At 42.2% G+C, this 16,731-nt stretch carries 12 protein-coding genes; 9 read left to right on the top strand and 3 right to left on the bottom strand.

The genetic code is table 11. The features are described from left to right. Window position 1: 1 nt before the first annotated feature. From nuoK to F596_RS11990, 5 genes are all read left to right on the top strand, one after another. Window positions 2–310 (top strand): NADH-quinone oxidoreductase subunit NuoK, encoded by a 309-nt coding sequence (gene nuoK / locus F596_RS0103825; RefSeq protein ID WP_008450431.1) that lies wholly within the window; start codon window positions 2–4, stop codon window positions 308–310. 9 nt (window positions 311–319) lie between these two features. Next, the gene (locus tag F596_RS0103820) at window positions 320–2,380 is read left to right on the top strand and encodes an NADH-quinone oxidoreductase subunit 5 family protein (RefSeq protein ID WP_024992655.1); all 2,061 of its coding nucleotides are present in this window, start codon (window positions 320–322) and stop codon (window positions 2,378–2,380) included. A gap of 4 nt (window positions 2,381–2,384) precedes the next feature. After that, window positions 2,385–3,896: a complex I subunit 4 family protein gene (locus tag F596_RS0103815; protein ID WP_024992654.1), complete on the top strand. Its 1,512-nt coding sequence runs from the start codon at window positions 2,385–2,387 to the stop codon at window positions 3,894–3,896. Window positions 3,897–3,908: 12 nt separating this feature from the next. After that, on the top strand, window positions 3,909–5,348 hold the full coding sequence (locus F596_RS0103810; RefSeq protein WP_019035917.1) for an NADH-quinone oxidoreductase subunit N: 1,440 nt from the start codon (window positions 3,909–3,911) through the stop codon (window positions 5,346–5,348). Window positions 5,349–5,627: 279 nt separating this feature from the next. After that, on the top strand, window positions 5,628–5,771 hold the full coding sequence (locus tag F596_RS11990) for a hypothetical protein (RefSeq protein ID WP_019035915.1): 144 nt from the start codon (window positions 5,628–5,630) through the stop codon (window positions 5,769–5,771). Between the two features lie 116 nt (window positions 5,772–5,887). On the opposite strand, the gene F596_RS0103795 is transcribed toward F596_RS11990, so the two are convergent. Beyond that, the gene (locus F596_RS0103795) at window positions 5,888–6,988 is read right to left on the bottom strand and encodes a hypothetical protein (protein ID WP_019035914.1); all 1,101 of its coding nucleotides are present in this window, start codon (window positions 6,986–6,988) and stop codon (window positions 5,888–5,890) included. Window positions 6,989–7,145: 157 nt separating this feature from the next. On the opposite strand from F596_RS0103795, the gene F596_RS0103790 reads away from it, so the two are divergent. Together F596_RS0103790 and nifJ are read left to right on the top strand one after the other, a co-directional pair. Further along, complete coding sequence (locus tag F596_RS0103790) at window positions 7,146–8,330, top strand: ATP-binding protein (protein WP_019035913.1); 1,185 nt, start codon at window positions 7,146–7,148, stop codon at window positions 8,328–8,330. Window positions 8,331–8,410: 80 nt separating this feature from the next. Continuing rightward, a complete protein-coding gene (gene nifJ, locus F596_RS0103785) occupies window positions 8,411–11,986 on the top strand; it encodes a pyruvate:ferredoxin (flavodoxin) oxidoreductase (protein ID WP_019035912.1) in 3,576 nt (1,191 codons plus the stop codon). 337 nt (window positions 11,987–12,323) lie between these two features. Here nifJ and F596_RS0103780 read toward each other — a convergent pair whose 3' ends face one another. Next, window positions 12,324–12,878, bottom strand: coding sequence for a hypothetical protein (locus tag F596_RS0103780; protein ID WP_019035911.1), 555 nt, complete (start codon window positions 12,876–12,878; stop codon window positions 12,324–12,326). A 258-nt stretch (window positions 12,879–13,136) separates the two neighbouring features. Further along, a complete protein-coding gene (locus F596_RS0103775; RefSeq protein WP_019035910.1) occupies window positions 13,137–13,841 on the bottom strand; it encodes a hypothetical protein in 705 nt (234 codons plus the stop codon). Between the two features lie 198 nt (window positions 13,842–14,039). Here F596_RS0103775 and F596_RS0103770 point away from each other — a divergent pair, with 198 nt between their 5' ends. Continuing rightward, the gene (locus F596_RS0103770; protein WP_019035909.1) at window positions 14,040–14,819 is read left to right on the top strand and encodes an SDR family NAD(P)-dependent oxidoreductase; all 780 of its coding nucleotides are present in this window, start codon (window positions 14,040–14,042) and stop codon (window positions 14,817–14,819) included. A gap of 630 nt (window positions 14,820–15,449) precedes the next feature. After that, a complete protein-coding gene (locus F596_RS0103765; RefSeq protein WP_019035908.1) occupies window positions 15,450–16,541 on the top strand; it encodes an aldose epimerase family protein in 1,092 nt (363 codons plus the stop codon). The last annotated feature ends 190 nt before the right edge of the window (window positions 16,542–16,731 follow it).

The raw sequence follows: 16,731 nt of genomic DNA, 5'->3' as shown, positions 1-16,731 counted from the left end.
AATGATACCAGTACAATATTTTTTCCTACTTAGCGGAATACTGTTTTTTATTGGGGTATTTGGTTTTGTTACCCGTCGTAACCTTGTTGCGATGCTTATCTCTATCGAGTTAGTATTAAATAGTGTTGATATCAACTTTGCTGCTTTTAACCGTTTGCTTTATCCCAGTGGTTTTGAGGGCATGTTCTTCACACTGTTTTCCATAGGTGTCAGTGCTGCCGAAACAGCCGTGGCACTTGCTATAATTATTAATGTTTACCGCCATTTCCATAACGATCAGGTGAACAGTATTGAAAACATGAAATTATAAAAAAAGATTATGTTCGATTACGCATTTTTAATACTCCTTCTTCCCTTCCTAAGCTTTTTAGTATTAGGACTAACAGGAATGAAGATGCCTAAGAAAGTGGCAGGTATTGCAGGCACTTGCATGCTGGGTGTGTTGTTTGCCTTGAGTCTTTATACAGCTTATCGTTACTTCTTCTATACGGGAGAGTTTACAGCCATGGGCGAGGTCTTTAAGGTTGTTAATGGTAGGCTTGACGGTGGTCAGGGTGCTTACCCTACAATAACGGTGTTTAACCTCACCTGGCTAAAGTTTACAGATCTTCTAACCTTTAATATAGGTTTCCGCTTGAGCCCTATCAGCGTGATGATGCTTGTTGTTATCACCACGGTTAGCTTCATGGTACATATCTATTCGTTTGGCTATATGGCAGAGCGAGGCGAGAAATATGAGTTTGAGGAGTATGAGCATGGTTTCCAGCGTTTCTATGCTTACCTGTCTATGTTTACCTGTTCTATGTTAGGCTTGGTGGTAGCTACTAACATCTTCCAGATGTATCTCTTCTGGGAGCTTGTGGGTGTGTGCTCTTATCTGTTGATAGGCTTTTATTATCCAAAGCATACAGCGGTACATGCCAGTAAGAAGGCGTTTATAGTAACGCGTTTTGCCGATTTGTTTTTCCTTATAGGAATATTGTTTTTCAGTTTCTATGTAGGTACTTTCAATTACGACTTATCGGTAAATCCTCACCTTGTAGGTAAGCTCGCTTCTTTAGCTACTAACCCTTCTACATCATGGGCAATACCTACGGCGTTGTTTCTGATGTTTATCGGTGGTGCAGGTAAGTCGGCTATGTTCCCATTACATATATGGCTTCCCGATGCTATGGAGGGTCCTACCCCTGTTTCGGCTTTAATCCATGCGGCAACGATGGTTGTAGCTGGTGTGTTTCAGGTAGCGTCTTTGCTGCCCATCTACTTACAGTTTGGTGCTCAAGAGCAGCTTCACTGGATAGCATGGATAGCTGCTTTTACAGCTTTCTATGCAGCTGCCGTGGCTTGTGCGCAGAAAGATATTAAGCGAGGCTTGGCTTTTTCTACTATCTCTCAGATAGCTTATATGCTTGTAGCCTTAGGGGTTTGCTTCTACGATAGTAAGCAGGGCAGCTTCTCTTCGGCAGAGTTTTTACATCATGGAGGGTTAGGCTATATGGCAGCAATGTTCCATTTGTTTACCCACGCTATGTTTAAGGCGTTGCTCTTCTTATGCTCTGGAGCAATAATAGTTATTATAGGTAGCAACTTTAAGGAGTACATGGGCGGTCTGCATAAGTATATGCCCATTACAAACATTTGCTTCCTGATAGGCTGCCTTGCCATATCTGGTATTCCTCCCTTTGCAGGTTTCTTCTCAAAGGACGAGATAATATCGGCTTGTAATGCTCTCCCCGGTGCAGAGGGTCAGGCATTGAAGTGGATAATGACGCTTGTAGCAGGTATGACGGCGTTTTATATGTTCCGTCTTTATTATGTTATCTTCTGGGGTCAGTCTTATTATGAGTTAGATCCGGAGCATCGTCGTCGTCCTCAGGAGGTGCCTTTTGTTATGTGGGGTCCGCTTGTGTTCTTGGCTATCATCTCTTGTGTGGCAGGCTTGATACCCTTTGGGCGTTTCGTAAGTGCTAATGGCTTGCGCTACGATATACATATCGATGCAGGTATAGCCACCACAAGTATCGTAGCAGCTGTTATCGGCATTGCTTTAGCTACCTTTATGTATATGGGTAAGAAGCAGCCCGTTGCCGATGCGTTGCAGCGTGCTATGCCAAGTCTTCATAGAGCGGCGTTAAACAGGTTTTATATAGACAGTGCATGGCAGTTTTTCACACATAAGATAGTATTCCGTTTCTTCTCTATTCCTATTGCTTGGTTCGATCGTCGTGTTATAGATGGCACATTCAATTTTATGGCTTGGGGTGCTAACGAGGCAGGAGAGTCTATACGCTCTTGGCAGAGTGGCGATGTGCGCCAATATGTAATATGGTTCTTAACAGGTACTATCGCTTTAACATTAGTATTACTTTGCTTGATATAAAAAAATGAGTTGGATATTAACATTATTCGTAATAATCCCCGTCTTGATGCTTTTGGGGCTTTGGGTTGCCAAGAACGACAATCAGGTGCGTGGCGTTATGGTAGCTGGTTCTTCACTGTTATTAGTGGGAGCTATATGGCTTACCGTTTATTTCATACAACAGCGTGAGGCAGGTAATACAGGTAGTATGTTGCTTTCTGCTTCTGCTATGTGGTTTAAACCTCTCAACATAGCTTTTGCCGTTGGTGTAGATGGCATTTCAGTGGTAATGATATTGCTTTCTGCGGTGATAGTTTTCACAGGTACCTTTGCCTCTTGGCAGCAGGAACCTATGAAAAAGGAATATTTCCTTTGGTTCGTACTCCTTTCTATAGGTGTGTTTGGCTTCTTTATATCTATAGATATGTTTACCATGTTTATGTTTTATGAGGTAGCTTTGATACCTATGTATTTGTTAATAGGTGTTTGGGGTACTGGAGCTAAGGAGTATTCTGCTATGAAACTTACCCTTATGCTTATGGGAGGTTCTGCTCTTATAATATTAGGTATTCTGGGTATTTACTATTTTAGTGGCTCTTCTACGATGAATGTCCTTGAGCTTGCTAAGATGCACGCCATGCCGGTGAAGATGCAGAACATCTTTTTCCCATTTGTCTTTATAGGTTTTGGTGTGCTTGGTGCTTTATTCCCCTTCCATACATGGTCGCCAGATGGTCATGCCTCTGCCCCTACGGCAGTGTCTATGCTCCATGCAGGTGTTTTGATGAAGCTCGGAGGGTATGGCTGCTTGCGTATAGCTATGTTCTTAATGCCTGATGCCTTAACGGTATGGGCTCCGGTGTTCTTAGTCCTTACCACTATATCTATAGTATATGGTGCGCTTTCGGCTTGTGTGCAGACCGACTTAAAGTATATCAACGCCTATTCCTCTGTTTCTCACTGTGGTATGGTGCTCTTTGCGCTTGTCATGACTACCCAGACTTCCATAACGGGAGCCATTCTTCAGATGTTGTCTCACGGACTTATGACTGCCCTGTTCTTTGCATGTATAGGTATGATATACCACCGTGCTGGCACGCGAGATGTGCGCTATCTTGGCGGATTAATGAAGGTAATACCCTTCCTTGCTGTGTCGTATGTTATAGCCGGACTGGCTAACCTTGGTCTTCCGGGCTTCTCGGGCTTTGTGGCTGAGATGACTATCTTTGTGGGTTCGTTCCATAACGCAGGTATGTTCCACCGTGTAGCTACCATAGTGGCTTGTACGGCGATAGTGATTACTGCCGTTTACATCTTGCGTGTAGTGGGTAAGATATTGTTTCAGAAAGTGGCTAACGACAAGTTCTTTAAGCTACACGATGCCTCTTGGGACGAACGTTTAGCCATTGGCGGACTTATCTTTTGCGTAGCCGGGCTGGGAATGTTCCCTATCATCTTCGAAAAGATAATCATCAGCGGTGTAGCACCTATCTTTAGCCATATCATAGAGTATGTTCCAACAATAGGTAACTTATAAGATTATAGCAAAATGAATTATACAGAATTTTATAAGATGATACCAGAGGCAAGCCTTGTAGCTGTCTTGGTGATTTTGTTTGTTGCCGATTTTGTGTCGGCTAAGTCGCAAGAGCGTAAGTGGCTCAACCCGCTTGCCTGTGTACTGTTGTTGCTTAACACTATAGTATGCCTGCTGCCTTTAGAGCCTACGATGGCTTTCGGGGGAATGTACACTACATCGGGTGCTGTAAACGTTATGAAGGCAATACTTTCACTGGGCACGTTTATAGTGTTTTTGCAAAGCTCTCAGTGGGCTAAGAAGAGCGGTAAGGAAGGCGAGTTTTACCTTATCACCACTTCTACCTTGTTGGGAATGTTTGTAATGATGAGTGCGGGCCATTTCCTTATGTTCTTCTTAGGTTTAGAAATGGCATCAGTGCCTTTGGCTTGCATGGTGGCTTTCGATGAGAAACGTAACAATTCGGCTGAAGGTGCAGCAAAGTTTATCCTTACGGCTACCTTCTCAAGCGGTGTGATGCTGTATGGTATAAGTATGCTTTACGCTGCTTATGGCACGTTATACTTTGGCGATGTTGCTGCAAAGATAACTCCTAACTTCTTAACAGTGGCAGGACTGGTGTTCTTCTTCAGTGGGCTTGGCTTTAAAATATCTTTAGTGCCTTTCCACTTTTGGACTGCCGATACCTATCAGGGAGCGCCTACTACCGTAACGGGATACCTCAGTGTTATCTCTAAAGGCGCAGCTGCCTTTACCTTGCTAAGCATCTTGTTCCATGTCTTTGGTAGCATGATGACTTACTGGCATGTGCTTTTAATGATTGTCATAGTGCTTTCTATCACGGTGGCTAACCTCTTTGCAGTGAGACAGAGCGAGCTAAAACGCTTTATGGCATTTAGTTCTATCTCGCAGGCAGGGTATATTATCCTTGCAGCTATAGGCACTGACTGGGCAAGCTCTATAAGTGCGCTTACTTACTATGTGCTTATATATGTTGCTGCTAACATGGCTGTCTTTACCATAGTGTCTGTAGTAGAACAGAATAACGGAGGCAAAACAGAGATAGACGACTATAATGGCTTCTATAAAACTAATCCACGCCTGTCGTTACTAATGACTTTGGCTATGTTCTCTTTAGCTGGTATTCCGCCTTTTGCAGGTATGTTCTCTAAGTTTTTTGTCTTTATGGCAGGCGTTAAGGGGGCTTCTGTGCAAACTACTATGGGTGCATGGGCATACGCAGTGGTGTTCATAGCCTTGCTAAACACGGTTATCTCGCTTTACTATTATCTTAAGATTGTTAAGGCTATGTACATTGTTCGTACAGATAGCCCATTGCCAACCTTTAAGAGCGATAACAATACCAAGATGGCTTTAGCCGTTTGCATGGTAGGTATCTTGCTCTTTGGTGTGTGCAGTGGCATATACGAATGGATTTTTGCTGCCGCATAGCATGGCTTAAAGCAAGCCATGGCTATAGAAGAGCATGTCTTTATAAGCTATAAAGCCACACGCTTACCCAAAGAAAGGGTAGGGGTGTGGCTGATTTTATAGGTTAAAATAATTAAAAAACTGGGGGGGGGTAATACACGATAGTGTAAAAAAAAGGTAAATGCTTCCTCGTCTTTTTTATAATATTTCGTACTTTTGCAATAGTTATTCTTTTTAGGTTCTTTAATAATATAAATAGGCATTATGTTATAATGCTTTAACTAAAAACAAACTGCATGTATGGCAAAGCATAACCAGTACACAGAGTTTAGTAGTAAGATACATTCTGAGAGAAGAAAGCGTAGGCTGCTTTTTAAGCGTGGCTTGTTAATGATCCTTATCATAATGGCTATCTTAGTAGTTTTAGGAGTTATATTTTTATAAGGTAAAAAGAGAGTTTCCCTTTTATCTCTTAGCTGTTTTTCCTTTAGCCTTTAATAACATAAAGGCTGTAGCCTTAGCGGCTTTCCCTTTAGCCTTTAGCGTTGTATAGTTTGGTGTTATAAAGAGAAAAGCTCGGTGTTATGCTGGCTTAGGCGCAGATGATAGTGCGACCCGTCATACTCAGTGAGCATTATCTTTCCTATAGCTTCAGGCGTTTTAGATAGTTTTAGAGCAACGTGTCCCATGGTGTACCTCATGTTTATTTCCACCATAGGGTGTATAAAGAACGAGGGCTTCTTGGCTTTTTTGTGTTTTTCGTCAGCTACTATCATCATATCCACCCCTAAAGGTCCTGTGTAGCGTTTGGCTATGTATTGTCTTAGGAGCATTTCGAGCTTGTTTTTTATAAGTATTATCTCATCGGGGTTAACATATTTAGCAAGCACAGATAGCTTGTAGTCCTCGCTTTGTATAAGATTGCCCGAGTAAGCACCGTTTGTGGTGTTAAAGAGCGATATTCCCTGAAAGTCTACCGTGCTCATATAGGCATAAAACTCCATACCAAAGTCTTTCACCCTGCTATAGAAAGGCTCTATCATCACTCCTCCTTGCTTTCTTATAATGTTGTGTGCCCAGTTAGTGGTGTATGCGTCTTGTAAAGAGTCAATGTATCTTATGCCTCGCCCGCTACAGCTCCAAGGGGCTTTTAAGATGGCTTTTTTATAGTATTTCACATATAGTGTAAGCTCTTTCATGTTGTTTACATATACGGCTTCTCCCACTATGTTAGGAAGGTTAAGCGAGCGTTTTAGTGCTTTTAACACAGATGCCGAAAACTGTCTGTTGCTAACGTCCCTTATCATGCTTAGCTCTTGGTCTGTGGGCATAAGTTTTTTGCTTATACCTACGTTATCTAAACTGTTTTTTATAGCCTTGTCCCAAGCCCAAGGTCTTATCTCTGTTATGTCGCTTTTTATGTTTTGCAGGGTGTCTAAGGTAACAAGATGATATGTCTGGGCAAACTTTTCCAATTGTTTCAGATGCTTCTTAGCCGAAAGATAGTCGCTTACTAAAACCAAGTCGTTAGGTTTAGCATAGAGAGCGGGCAAGAAGTCGAGGTCCGTACGTAATAGCCGTGCAGCGTGCGATGCTACAAAGTGTTTATCGTTGTTAGCAAGAGCAGCGTCGTGCTCTGGATTAAAAATGTGTAAAATCATATTTTAATTTTTTTCTTTGGGGTTTGCAAAGGTAATAGAAAGTAATGTCTTGCGCAAAAATAAAAGATTAAAAATAATATTTTTTGTAAAGTAGAGTTTGCAAATAATAGAAAATAATATTACCTTTGCAATGCAAATTATAAAGCAAAGGTAAGCAATGGATACTTTCTTTCGTACACATACCTATTTGGTAGAACATGTGAATGCCCCTGTGCGCCGAGCTCTTATGGACGAGATCGACTGGAACGACCGTCTAATAGGCATCAAAGGTACGCGCGGTGTGGGTAAGACAACGTTCTTACTGCAGTATGCTAAGGAGAGATACGGAGCTTTAGATCGTCAATGTCTTTACATTAATATGAACAACTTTTATTTTCAGGGTAGGGGCATAGCCGATTTTGCTGGTGAGTTTTATCGTAATGGTGGTAAGACGTTGCTCATCGATCAGGTTTTTAAGCAGCCTTCGTGGAGCGCCGAGCTAAGGAAATGTTACGATAGCTATCCTTCTTTGCGGATAGTTTTCACAGGTTCCAGTGTTATGCGCTTAAAGGAAGAGAATCCGGAGCTTAACGGTATAGTGAAGAGTTATAATTTGTTAGGTTTTTCTTTCCGTGAGTATCTTAACCTAAAGGCTGGCTTAAGATTGAAGAGCTATTCGTTAGAAGAGATATTATCTCATCACGAGTCGATAGCAAGAGAGGTGTTATCAAAGGTGAATCCTTTGATTTATTTTCGAGATTATCTACATCATGGCTTTTATCCTTTTTTCTTAGAGCATCGTAATTTCTCAGAGAATTTGCTCAAGACGATGAACATGATGATAGAGGTGGATATTTTATTAATAAAGCAGATAGAGCTAAAATATCTCACAAAGATAAAAGATCTTTTTTACCTTTTGGCTTTAGGAGGCCCTAAAGCACCCAATATAAGCAGTTTGGCAAGTAGCATTAACACAAGTAGGGCTACTGTGATGAATTATATTAAGAACTTGGCTGATGCCCGTTTAATAAACATCATTTACCCTCAGGGGCAGTCTTTTCCTAAGAAGCCGGCAAAGCTGATGCTTCATAATACTAACCTTGTGCATGCCATTTATCCCATTCAGTGCGACGTTCAGGAGCTTATGGAGATATTTTTGGTAAACAACCTGTGGCCCAGCCATATTATTAACGACAGTAAGAAGGCGGGTACTTACATTGTAGACGGCGATAAGAGCATAAGGGTTTGCGATGCTAAGACGGCTAATGTGCGTATGAATGCCCAGACTTATTATGCTCAATATAACGAAGAAATTGGTTCAGACAATAATGTGCCTTTATGGCTTTTCGGTTTCCTTTATTAAGGGAATCCGAAGAAAGTTTTGCCAAACCATAATATATAAAACAACAAAAACATTATAAAAAACATTTTAATTAAAAAGAAATGGCTAAAGTAAAAAAGTTTATCACTTGTGATGGTAACGAAGCAGCTGCTCATGTGAGCTATATGTTCTCAGAGGTAGCAGCTATTTATCCTATTACTCCTTCTTCACCTATGGCGGAGCATGTAGACGATTGGTCGGCTAAGGGACGTAAGAATTTGTGGGGTCAGGAGGTAAGTGTTCAGGAAATGCAGTCTGAAGGCGGTGCAGCAGGTGCTGTGCATGGTTCTCTTCAGTCTGGTGCTTTGACTACAACGTTTACCGCTTCGCAGGGTCTTCTGTTGATGATTCCTAACATGTATAAGATAGCTGGTGAGCTTTTACCTTGCGTTTTCAACGTTACAGCGCGTACACTTGCCAGCCACGCTCTTAGTATTTTTGGCGATCATCAGGACGTTATGGCATGTCGTCAGACAGGTTTTGCCATGTTCTGTTCTGGCTCTGTGCAGGAGGTAATGGATCTTTCTGCAGTAAGCTATTTGTCGGCATTGAGGTCTTCGGTGCCTTTCATCAATTTCTTTGATGGTTTCCGCACATCTCATGAATATCAGAAGGTGGAGCTTATGGATCAGGAAGAGATACGTCCACTACTCGATATGAACGATGTTAAGCGTTTCCGCGACCGTGCTATGAGCCCAGAACGCCCAGTAACACGTGGTACAGCAGAAAACCCTGAGACCTTCTTCACTCACCGTGAGGCAAGCAATAAGTATTATAACAGCGTTCCAGAGATAGTAGAACATTTCTTGGGCGAGATTTCTAAGATAACAGGTCGTGAGCATCATCTCTTCGATTACTATGGAGCTGAGGACGCCGAAAACATTATTATCCTCATGGGCTCTGCCACTGAGGCTGCTAAAGAGGCTATAGACTACCTTTTAAAGCAGGGCAAGAAGGTGGGAATGGTTGCGGTACACTTGTTCCGTCCTTTCTCTAAGAAGCATCTTTTTGCAGCTGTTCCTAAGACTGTTAAGCGCATTTCGGTGCTCGACCGTACTAAAGAGCCGGGTGCAGAGGGCGAACCTTTATACTTAGACATCAAGTCGGCTTTCTACGATGCTGACATCAAGCCTTTGATAGTGGGTGGACGTTACGGCTTAGGGTCGGCAGATATCACACCTTCACACATCATCTCTGTATATAACAACTTAGAGCTCCCAGAGCCAAAGAACCATTTCACTGTGGGTATTGTAGACGATGTTACCTTTACCTCTTTACCTGAGGTGGAGGAAATACCACTTGGTGGTGAAAACACCTTTGAGGCTAAGTTCTATGGTCTTGGAGCTGATGGTACGGTAGGTGCTAACAAAAACTCTGTAAAGATTATAGGTGATAACACTGATAAGTATTGTCAGGCTTATTTCTCGTACGACTCTAAGAAGTCGGGAGGTTTCACCTGTTCACACCTTCGCTTTGGCGATGAGCGCATACGCTCTACCTATCAGGTTAAGACTCCTAACTTTGTAGCATGTCATGTGCAGGCTTATCTTAACATGTATGATGTTACACGCGGTCTGCGTAAGAACGGTACTTTCTTGCTAAACACTATCTTTGAGGGTGAGGAGCTCGTAAAGTTTATTCCTAACAAGGTAAAACGCTATTTTGCTAAAAACAATATCACCGTTTATTACATCAACGCCACTAAGATAGCACAGGAGATAGGGCTGGGCAAACGTACCAACACCATCTTACAATCGGCTTTCTTCCGCATAACAAAGGTTATTCCTTTAGATCTTGCTATAGAGCAGATGAAGGAATTTATCGTTAAGAGTTATGGCAGAAAAGGTCAGGACGTGGTAGATCTTAACTATGCCGCTGTAGACCGTGGAGGTGAGTATAACATCTTAGAGGTAGACCCTTCTTGGGCTAATCTCCCTGACGATGAGAAGGAAAACGACGATGCTCCTGCTTTCGTTAAAGAGCTTTGCCGCCCTATGAACGCACAGGCTGGCGACCTTCTAAAGGTATCAGACTTTGTTAATCACGGCACTGCCGATGGTACATGGCAGACAGGTACGGCAGCTTATGAGAAGCGTGGTGTGGCAGCTTTCGTGCCAGTATGGAACTCGGAAAACTGCATACAGTGTAACAAATGCTCGTATGTTTGCCCTCACGCTGTTATACGTCCTTTCGTGCTTAACGAGCAGGAGAAGGCTGGTTTCGACGATGTTACCATAAACGTTATGGCGCCTAAAGAGCTTAAAGGCATGCAGTTCCGCATTCAGGTATCAGACCTCGACTGTACAGGCTGTAACAACTGTGTAGACGTATGTCCGGGTAAGCGAGGCGAGAAAGCACTTGCCTTAAAGCCTTTTAACGCTGCAAGCGAAGAAACCAAGCACAACGCAGCACAGTGGCAATATCTTACCAAGCAGGTTAAGAGCAAGCAAGACTTGGTTAATATACAGATGAACGTTAAAAACTCACAGTTTGCACAGCCACTGTTCGAATTTTCTGGAGCATGTGCAGGTTGTGGTGAGACTCCTTATGTCAAGCTCGTTTCACAGCTCTTTGGCGACCGTGAGATGATATCCAATGCCACTGGGTGTTCGTCTATCTATTCTGCCTCTGTGCCTTCTACACCTTATACCACTAACGAGCGTGGTCAGGGTCCTACCTTTAACAACTCTTTGTTTGAGGACTTCTGCGAGTTTGGGCTTGGTATGGCTTTGGGTAATAAGAAGATGCGCGGACGTATCAAGTTCTTATTAACACAGCAGGCAAGCGACGAACATGTGCCTGCCGAGTTTAAGGAAGCTGCTAAGGAGTGGATAGAAAGCATGGACGATGCTGAAGCATCTAAGAAGGCAAGTGATAAGCTAAAGCCTTTCATAGAAGAAGGTGCTAAGGCTGGCTGCCCTGTATGTAAAGAGCTTAAAGTATTAGACCACTATTTGGTAAAACGCTCACAGTGGATAATAGGAGGTGATGGTGCTTCTTACGATATAGGTTATGGTGGTTTAGACCACGTCATTGCATCGGGTGAAGATGTTAATATCCTTGTGCTTGATACTGAGGTATATTCTAACACTGGTGGACAAAGCTCTAAGGCTACTCCGCTTGGCGCTATCGCACAGTTTGCCGCTAAGGGTAAGCGTGTACGTAAGAAAGACCTTGGGCTTATGGCCACTACATACGGCTATGTATATGTAGCACAGGTAGCTATGGGAGCTGACAATGCTCAAACCCTTAAAGCTATAAAAGAGGCTGAGGCTTATCATGGACCATCGCTCATCATAGCTTACTCGCCATGTATTAACCACGGCTTGAAGATTAAGGGCGGTATGGGACGCTCACAAGCACAGGAGGGTCGTGCCGTAGAAGCTGGTTACTGGCACCTATGGCGTTATAACCCTATGTTGGCTGAAGAGGGCAAAAACCCATTCTCTCTCGATTCTAAGGCTCCTCAATGGGAGAAGTTCCAGGACTATCTTGCAAGCGAGGTGCGCTTCTTATCAGTAAAGAAAGCATATCCTGCTGAGGCTGATGAGCTCTTTAAGGCTTGTGAAGATATGGCTAAGCTACGTTATCAAAGCTACGTACGTAAGACTAAGGAAGACTGGAGCGAGCAGCTCTAACCCTCCCACCCCTCGCCCTTTAGAGGCTCTTACATGGGGCTTCTGAAGGTAAGGGCTTTAAGAGTAAGGCTCTTTAGCGGGCAAGGGTGTAGACAATATATAAAGGCACTAACGGCTGTAAGGGCTGTTAGTGCTTTTTTTTATGCCGTTAGTGAAGAAAAAACATCACCTTTTCATGAGTAAAAGGTGATGTTTTGCTCATTAAAAGGTGATGTTTTAGAGGGTAAAAGGTGATGTTTTCTGCTGCCACTTCTCACCCTCTTTCGGCTTCGTTTTTCTCCTTACGAAGGAAAGCAAAGGGGCTTTCTTCGTTGCGCCTTTAGGGGTTATGCCCCTTTTAAAGGTCGTCGCCGTTGGCTTCGTTATACTTATTTTCGTAAAAAATTACAATATCATATATTTGGGATTTAAATGGATTTTCTGAAAAAGTAAACCATACAACTCGGTTCTTTATGTTTTCATCGTCAGGGAGCTGATAAAAAGTGGATTGGTATTGCTTTTTATTAACGCCTACCTCATAGTCTATGTCGTCTTCATCGGTAAGCCCTTCTGCATTACCGACCTTATATCTTGAGTTGTTAGAAAACTGCTTAATAAGGCGGTTGTATTGTATTTTAATATCCCCTTTGTCAAAACAACATCCGTATTTTACTGCAATTCGCCAAACCTTGTTATTATTAGTTTGCACATAAATCGTAACATCTTTCCCATTAAACTGCCCTTCAAGCCCATCACCATATTTTTCTTCTGTAAAGCCCTTGTCCTTTAGCTCTTCTATCATGTCTGTGCGACTGCCGTCTACGGGTATTCCTAAAAACTTGGTAACCTGCCTTTGTGCAAAAACAGATAAAGAGAGCATTAGTAAAAATGCAAGAGATAAAATCTTTTTCATAATTTATAGTTTGTTAGTTAATAAACAGAGAAATTATAATATGTTATAAAGCAAAGTTACATAAAACGGCTGTAACATGCGCAGGGAAGAGAGAAAAAATTTTGGTAGCTTGCTTTTTATTAGCTAAAAGGAATACTTTCTGCCCCTTTTCCTTATAATAACCCCCTTTAGGAGATGTTGTAGCCTCTAAAGTGTTGTGTAGTGGCTCATCTCTAAAGGGGGCTTCCTTTATGACTAAATATTAATGGTACTGCTTTGTTAGTAGCCTACTGTTAGCTTGAGAATGCCTGTTTTACCAGTGCTATCGGTTACTTCTATTTCTGTTTCGCCCCAAGCCATGCCTTGTACAGAAAAGTAATTTTCATTATCATATTGAGTAATCTTAACTAAATTTTTAGTTTTAGCTACTACAGTATAAGGTGCTTTACCACCTTTTATATCTATTGCTTTACTTTGGTAAGGAGGTACTTTAGCTGGCGATGCAGGACTAAAGGTTAAGCCTTGAGCCTTTTCTGGCTTTTTGCCGGCTTGCTCTCTTTTCTGTTCTGCTTCTTTTCTCTTTTGCTCAGCCTCTTGTCTTTGCCTTTCAGCCTCTTGCCTTTTCTGTTCAGCCTCTTGTCTTTGCTTTTCAGCCTCTTGCCTTTTCTGCTCTTCAGCCTCTCTTTGTTTTTCCTTTTCTTCTTGCTTTTGCTTTTCCTCCTCTTGCTTTTTCTTTTCCTCCTCTTGCTTTTGCTTGTTTTCTTCGTCTTGTTTCTTCTTCTGCTCAGCCTCTTCTTGCTGCTTTTTCTTGTCGGCTTCTTCTTTTAGCTTTCTCTTTTTAGCCTCTTCGTCTTGCTTCTTTTTCATAGTTTCTACCTCTTGCTGTAGCTTATCCAAGGTATCGTCTTTGCTACAAGAAGTAAAGAAGACGAAGGAGCAGCATAGCAATCCTACGGCTACTTTTTGTAAATTGATAGTTTTCATTTCTTTTATTACTGTTTAAAATTCTACAAAAAAAAATTATTATTGCAAAGATACTCGTTCTTGAAAATACGGACAATACCTAATAATGAGTATATTAATGATATAAAGCTCTTTAGCTTTAGTTATTTTATAGTATGCCTTTGCAAAAAGTGAAAATATTATTATCTTTGCTCGGAGGAATAATATAAACAGGTTTTTATGGTTAAAAGGTATTGGGAAGGCTTGCCAAAGCGAGCCATAGTGATAGGTGCTTCTTCAGGAATAGGTCTTGCCGTGGCTCGGTTATTGCTTCGTGATGGGTGGAAAGTAGGTGTTGCGGCACGGCGAAAAGCTCCGCTCGAGGCTCTTAAAAAGGAGTGGGAAGAGCAGGTGGAGTGGGCAGTTATAGATGTTACCATGCAGCAGTCGCCTCACCTTTTGCGTACTCTTATAACGGCGTTAGGGGGTGTAGACCTCTTTTTCTATGCTTCGGGCATAGGTGAGCAAAGTCCTATACTGCTGCCCGAGATAGAGCTTCCCACGGTGCAGACTAACGCTTTGGGCTTTACAAGAATGGTGGGCGAGGCTTTTCGCTATTTTCTTGAGCAGGGAAAGGGGCATATTGCTGTGGTAAGCTCTATTGCCGGAGTGCGTGGTCTTGGGGCTTCTCCCTCTTATTCTGCCTCGAAAGCCTTTCAAAACGTTTACCTTGAAGCCTTAGAACAGAAAGCCCGCAATAGCAAAAAGAGCATACTCATTACCGATATTCGTCCTGGTTTTGTAGCTACACCGCTACTTAAAGGCAACAGTTACCCTCATCTTCTGCCAGTAGATAAAGCTGCCAAAGACATCTTAAAGGCTATATATAAGCGTAAGCACGTAGCTTATATAGATGGCTTTTGGCATGTGGTGGCACTGGCTATGAGGTGTGTTCCAAGAGTGCTTTGGCGCAGGTTGAGCTTAGGAAGACATGGGGCAGAAAAAGGGGAAGAGAACTAAGGCGGGTTGATGTAAGTCAAAAAAAAGGTTACGAAATGAAACTTTTTCCATGAAAAGTTTGCGTATGTGTACGCACACACTTACCTTTGCACTGTCAAAACAAAAGAGTTCATAGTTTTATAACATATATATATTTAGGGTTTTAGTTATTACAGGTAGTTTGATTGATTGTTTTAGATTAAATAGGTTTTTAGTTATTAAAGGGATTTAGATTGTAAACCAGGATTAACACATTAAGAGTTTGTCTTCGGACAACGAAAGGGTGCACAGATTTCTGAGCGGTATAGCTCAAGAGTTTGTGCACCTTTTATATGTATATGTCTGTGTTAAGGGGGCTTTGTTGTGTGTTAAGTGTGTAAGAGAGAGGGCGTTTTTGAGTTGCGATGGGGCGAAAGGACATTGTAAGGGAAGGTATAAAAACAATATAAAGGCATGTAAGAAGCTTTATAGAGGTGGATATAAAAACCATCGAAGTATATATAAAATCCCGTAGAAGTGTATATAAAAAATAAGAAAAGGGCGTGTGCTGAAGGATATTTTTAAAAGTTTTAGTGATAAAAAGTTTGCAGATTTATCTTAATTTTATTTACTTTGCAGATAATTTGAAAGATAATAACTAAAACCAAAAATATGGAAAGTGAAAACAGTAAGACACCCTTATGTGGCTTGTCTAAAGAGAAATTCCTCTCTAAGGTAGATGGTAAGCAGACCGATTTATACATATTGCGTAATACGCAGGGCTGTGAGGTAGCTGTAACTAACTATGGTGGAGCTATTGTAGCCATCATGATGCCCGACAGAGATGGTAATATGGCTAATATCATTCAGGGTCATGACAACATAGAAGACGTAATACATTCGCCAGAGCCTTACCTCTCTACCTTAGTGGGCAGATATGCTAACCGCATAGCAAAAGGGCGTTTTCAGCTCAATGGTAAGGAGTATAGCTTAGCTGTTAATAACGGTCCTAACTCTCTTCACGGAGGAAAGAAGGGTTTTAATGCCAAGGTTTGGGACGCTACGATGATAAGTAGCCACGCAATAGTATTAAAATATACATCTCCTTACGGTGAAGAAGGATACAGAGGGGAGCTTACCGTGTGGGTAGCTTATTCGCTTACGGAGGATAATGAGCTGGTAATAAAATATTCGGCTAAGACAAATAAGAAGACGATAATCAATCTTACCAGTCATGGCTTTTTCTCTTTGGCAGGCATAGGCAACCCTACTGATAGTATAGAGGGCTTGGAGTGTGAGATAAATGCCGACTTCTTTTTGCCCATCGATTCCACTTCTATCCCTACGGGTGAAATTTTAAAGGTGTCAGGTACGCCTTTCGACTTTAGACGTCCTAAGCCTTTGGGCAGGGATATTGATGCCGACGACGAGCAGATAAAGCACGGTGCGGGCTACGACCATTGCTTTGTGCTTAACAAAAAGGAAGAGGGCGAGCTTTCATTTGCCGCACGCGTCAAAGAGCCTGTTACCGGTAGAACGATGGAGGTATGGACTACCGAACCCGGAATGCAGCTATATACCGACAACTGGGCTGACGGTTATAAGGGTCAGCATGGAGCTACCTTCCCACGACGCAGTGCTGTTTGCTTTGAGGCGCAGCACTTCCCCGACTCTCCTAACAGGCCTTACTTCCCCTCGGTGGTGCTATCTCCGGGCGAGGAATATAAGCAAAAAACTGTGTATAAATTTGGTGTAGAGAGATAAAATTAGTAATATTGCTCTTTAAAAGGGCTCTTTATGGGCTTTGAAGGCTAAGCTAAAGGGCTTAACGGGCTAATAGTGAGGCGTCTAAAGGCTAATAGTGAGGCGTCTAAAGGCTAATAGTGAGGCGTCTGAAGGCTAAGAGAGAGGCGCTTAAAGGGCTAATAATCATCAAGAAAAGATTAGCGCAGTG

The organism is Prevotella amnii DSM 23384 = JCM 14753 (assembly GCF_000378745.1).
Classification (GTDB): Bacteria; Bacteroidota; Bacteroidia; order Bacteroidales; family Bacteroidaceae; genus Prevotella; species Prevotella amnii.
The sequence above is the reverse complement of the archived record's forward strand: the minus strand, read 5'-3'. Positions and strand labels throughout refer to the sequence as shown.

Coding starts and splice junctions, on each gene's coding strand:
- nuoK (WP_008450431.1), top strand. CDS start 2: ATGATACCAGTACAATATTTTTTCCTACTTAGCGGAATACTGTTTTTT.
- F596_RS0103820 (WP_024992655.1), top strand. CDS start 320: ATGTTCGATTACGCATTTTTAATACTCCTTCTTCCCTTCCTAAGCTTT.
- F596_RS0103815 (WP_024992654.1), top strand. CDS start 2,385: ATGAGTTGGATATTAACATTATTCGTAATAATCCCCGTCTTGATGCTT.
- F596_RS0103810 (WP_019035917.1), top strand. CDS start 3,909: ATGAATTATACAGAATTTTATAAGATGATACCAGAGGCAAGCCTTGTA.
- F596_RS11990 (WP_019035915.1), top strand. CDS start 5,628: ATGGCAAAGCATAACCAGTACACAGAGTTTAGTAGTAAGATACATTCT.
- F596_RS0103795 (WP_019035914.1), bottom strand. CDS start 6,988: ATGATTTTACACATTTTTAATCCAGAGCACGACGCTGCTCTTGCTAAC.
- F596_RS0103790 (WP_019035913.1), top strand. CDS start 7,146: ATGGATACTTTCTTTCGTACACATACCTATTTGGTAGAACATGTGAAT.
- nifJ (WP_019035912.1), top strand. CDS start 8,411: ATGGCTAAAGTAAAAAAGTTTATCACTTGTGATGGTAACGAAGCAGCT.
- F596_RS0103780 (WP_019035911.1), bottom strand. CDS start 12,878: ATGAAAAAGATTTTATCTCTTGCATTTTTACTAATGCTCTCTTTATCT.
- F596_RS0103775 (WP_019035910.1), bottom strand. CDS start 13,841: ATGAAAACTATCAATTTACAAAAAGTAGCCGTAGGATTGCTATGCTGC.
- F596_RS0103770 (WP_019035909.1), top strand. CDS start 14,040: ATGGTTAAAAGGTATTGGGAAGGCTTGCCAAAGCGAGCCATAGTGATA.
- F596_RS0103765 (WP_019035908.1), top strand. CDS start 15,450: ATGGAAAGTGAAAACAGTAAGACACCCTTATGTGGCTTGTCTAAAGAG.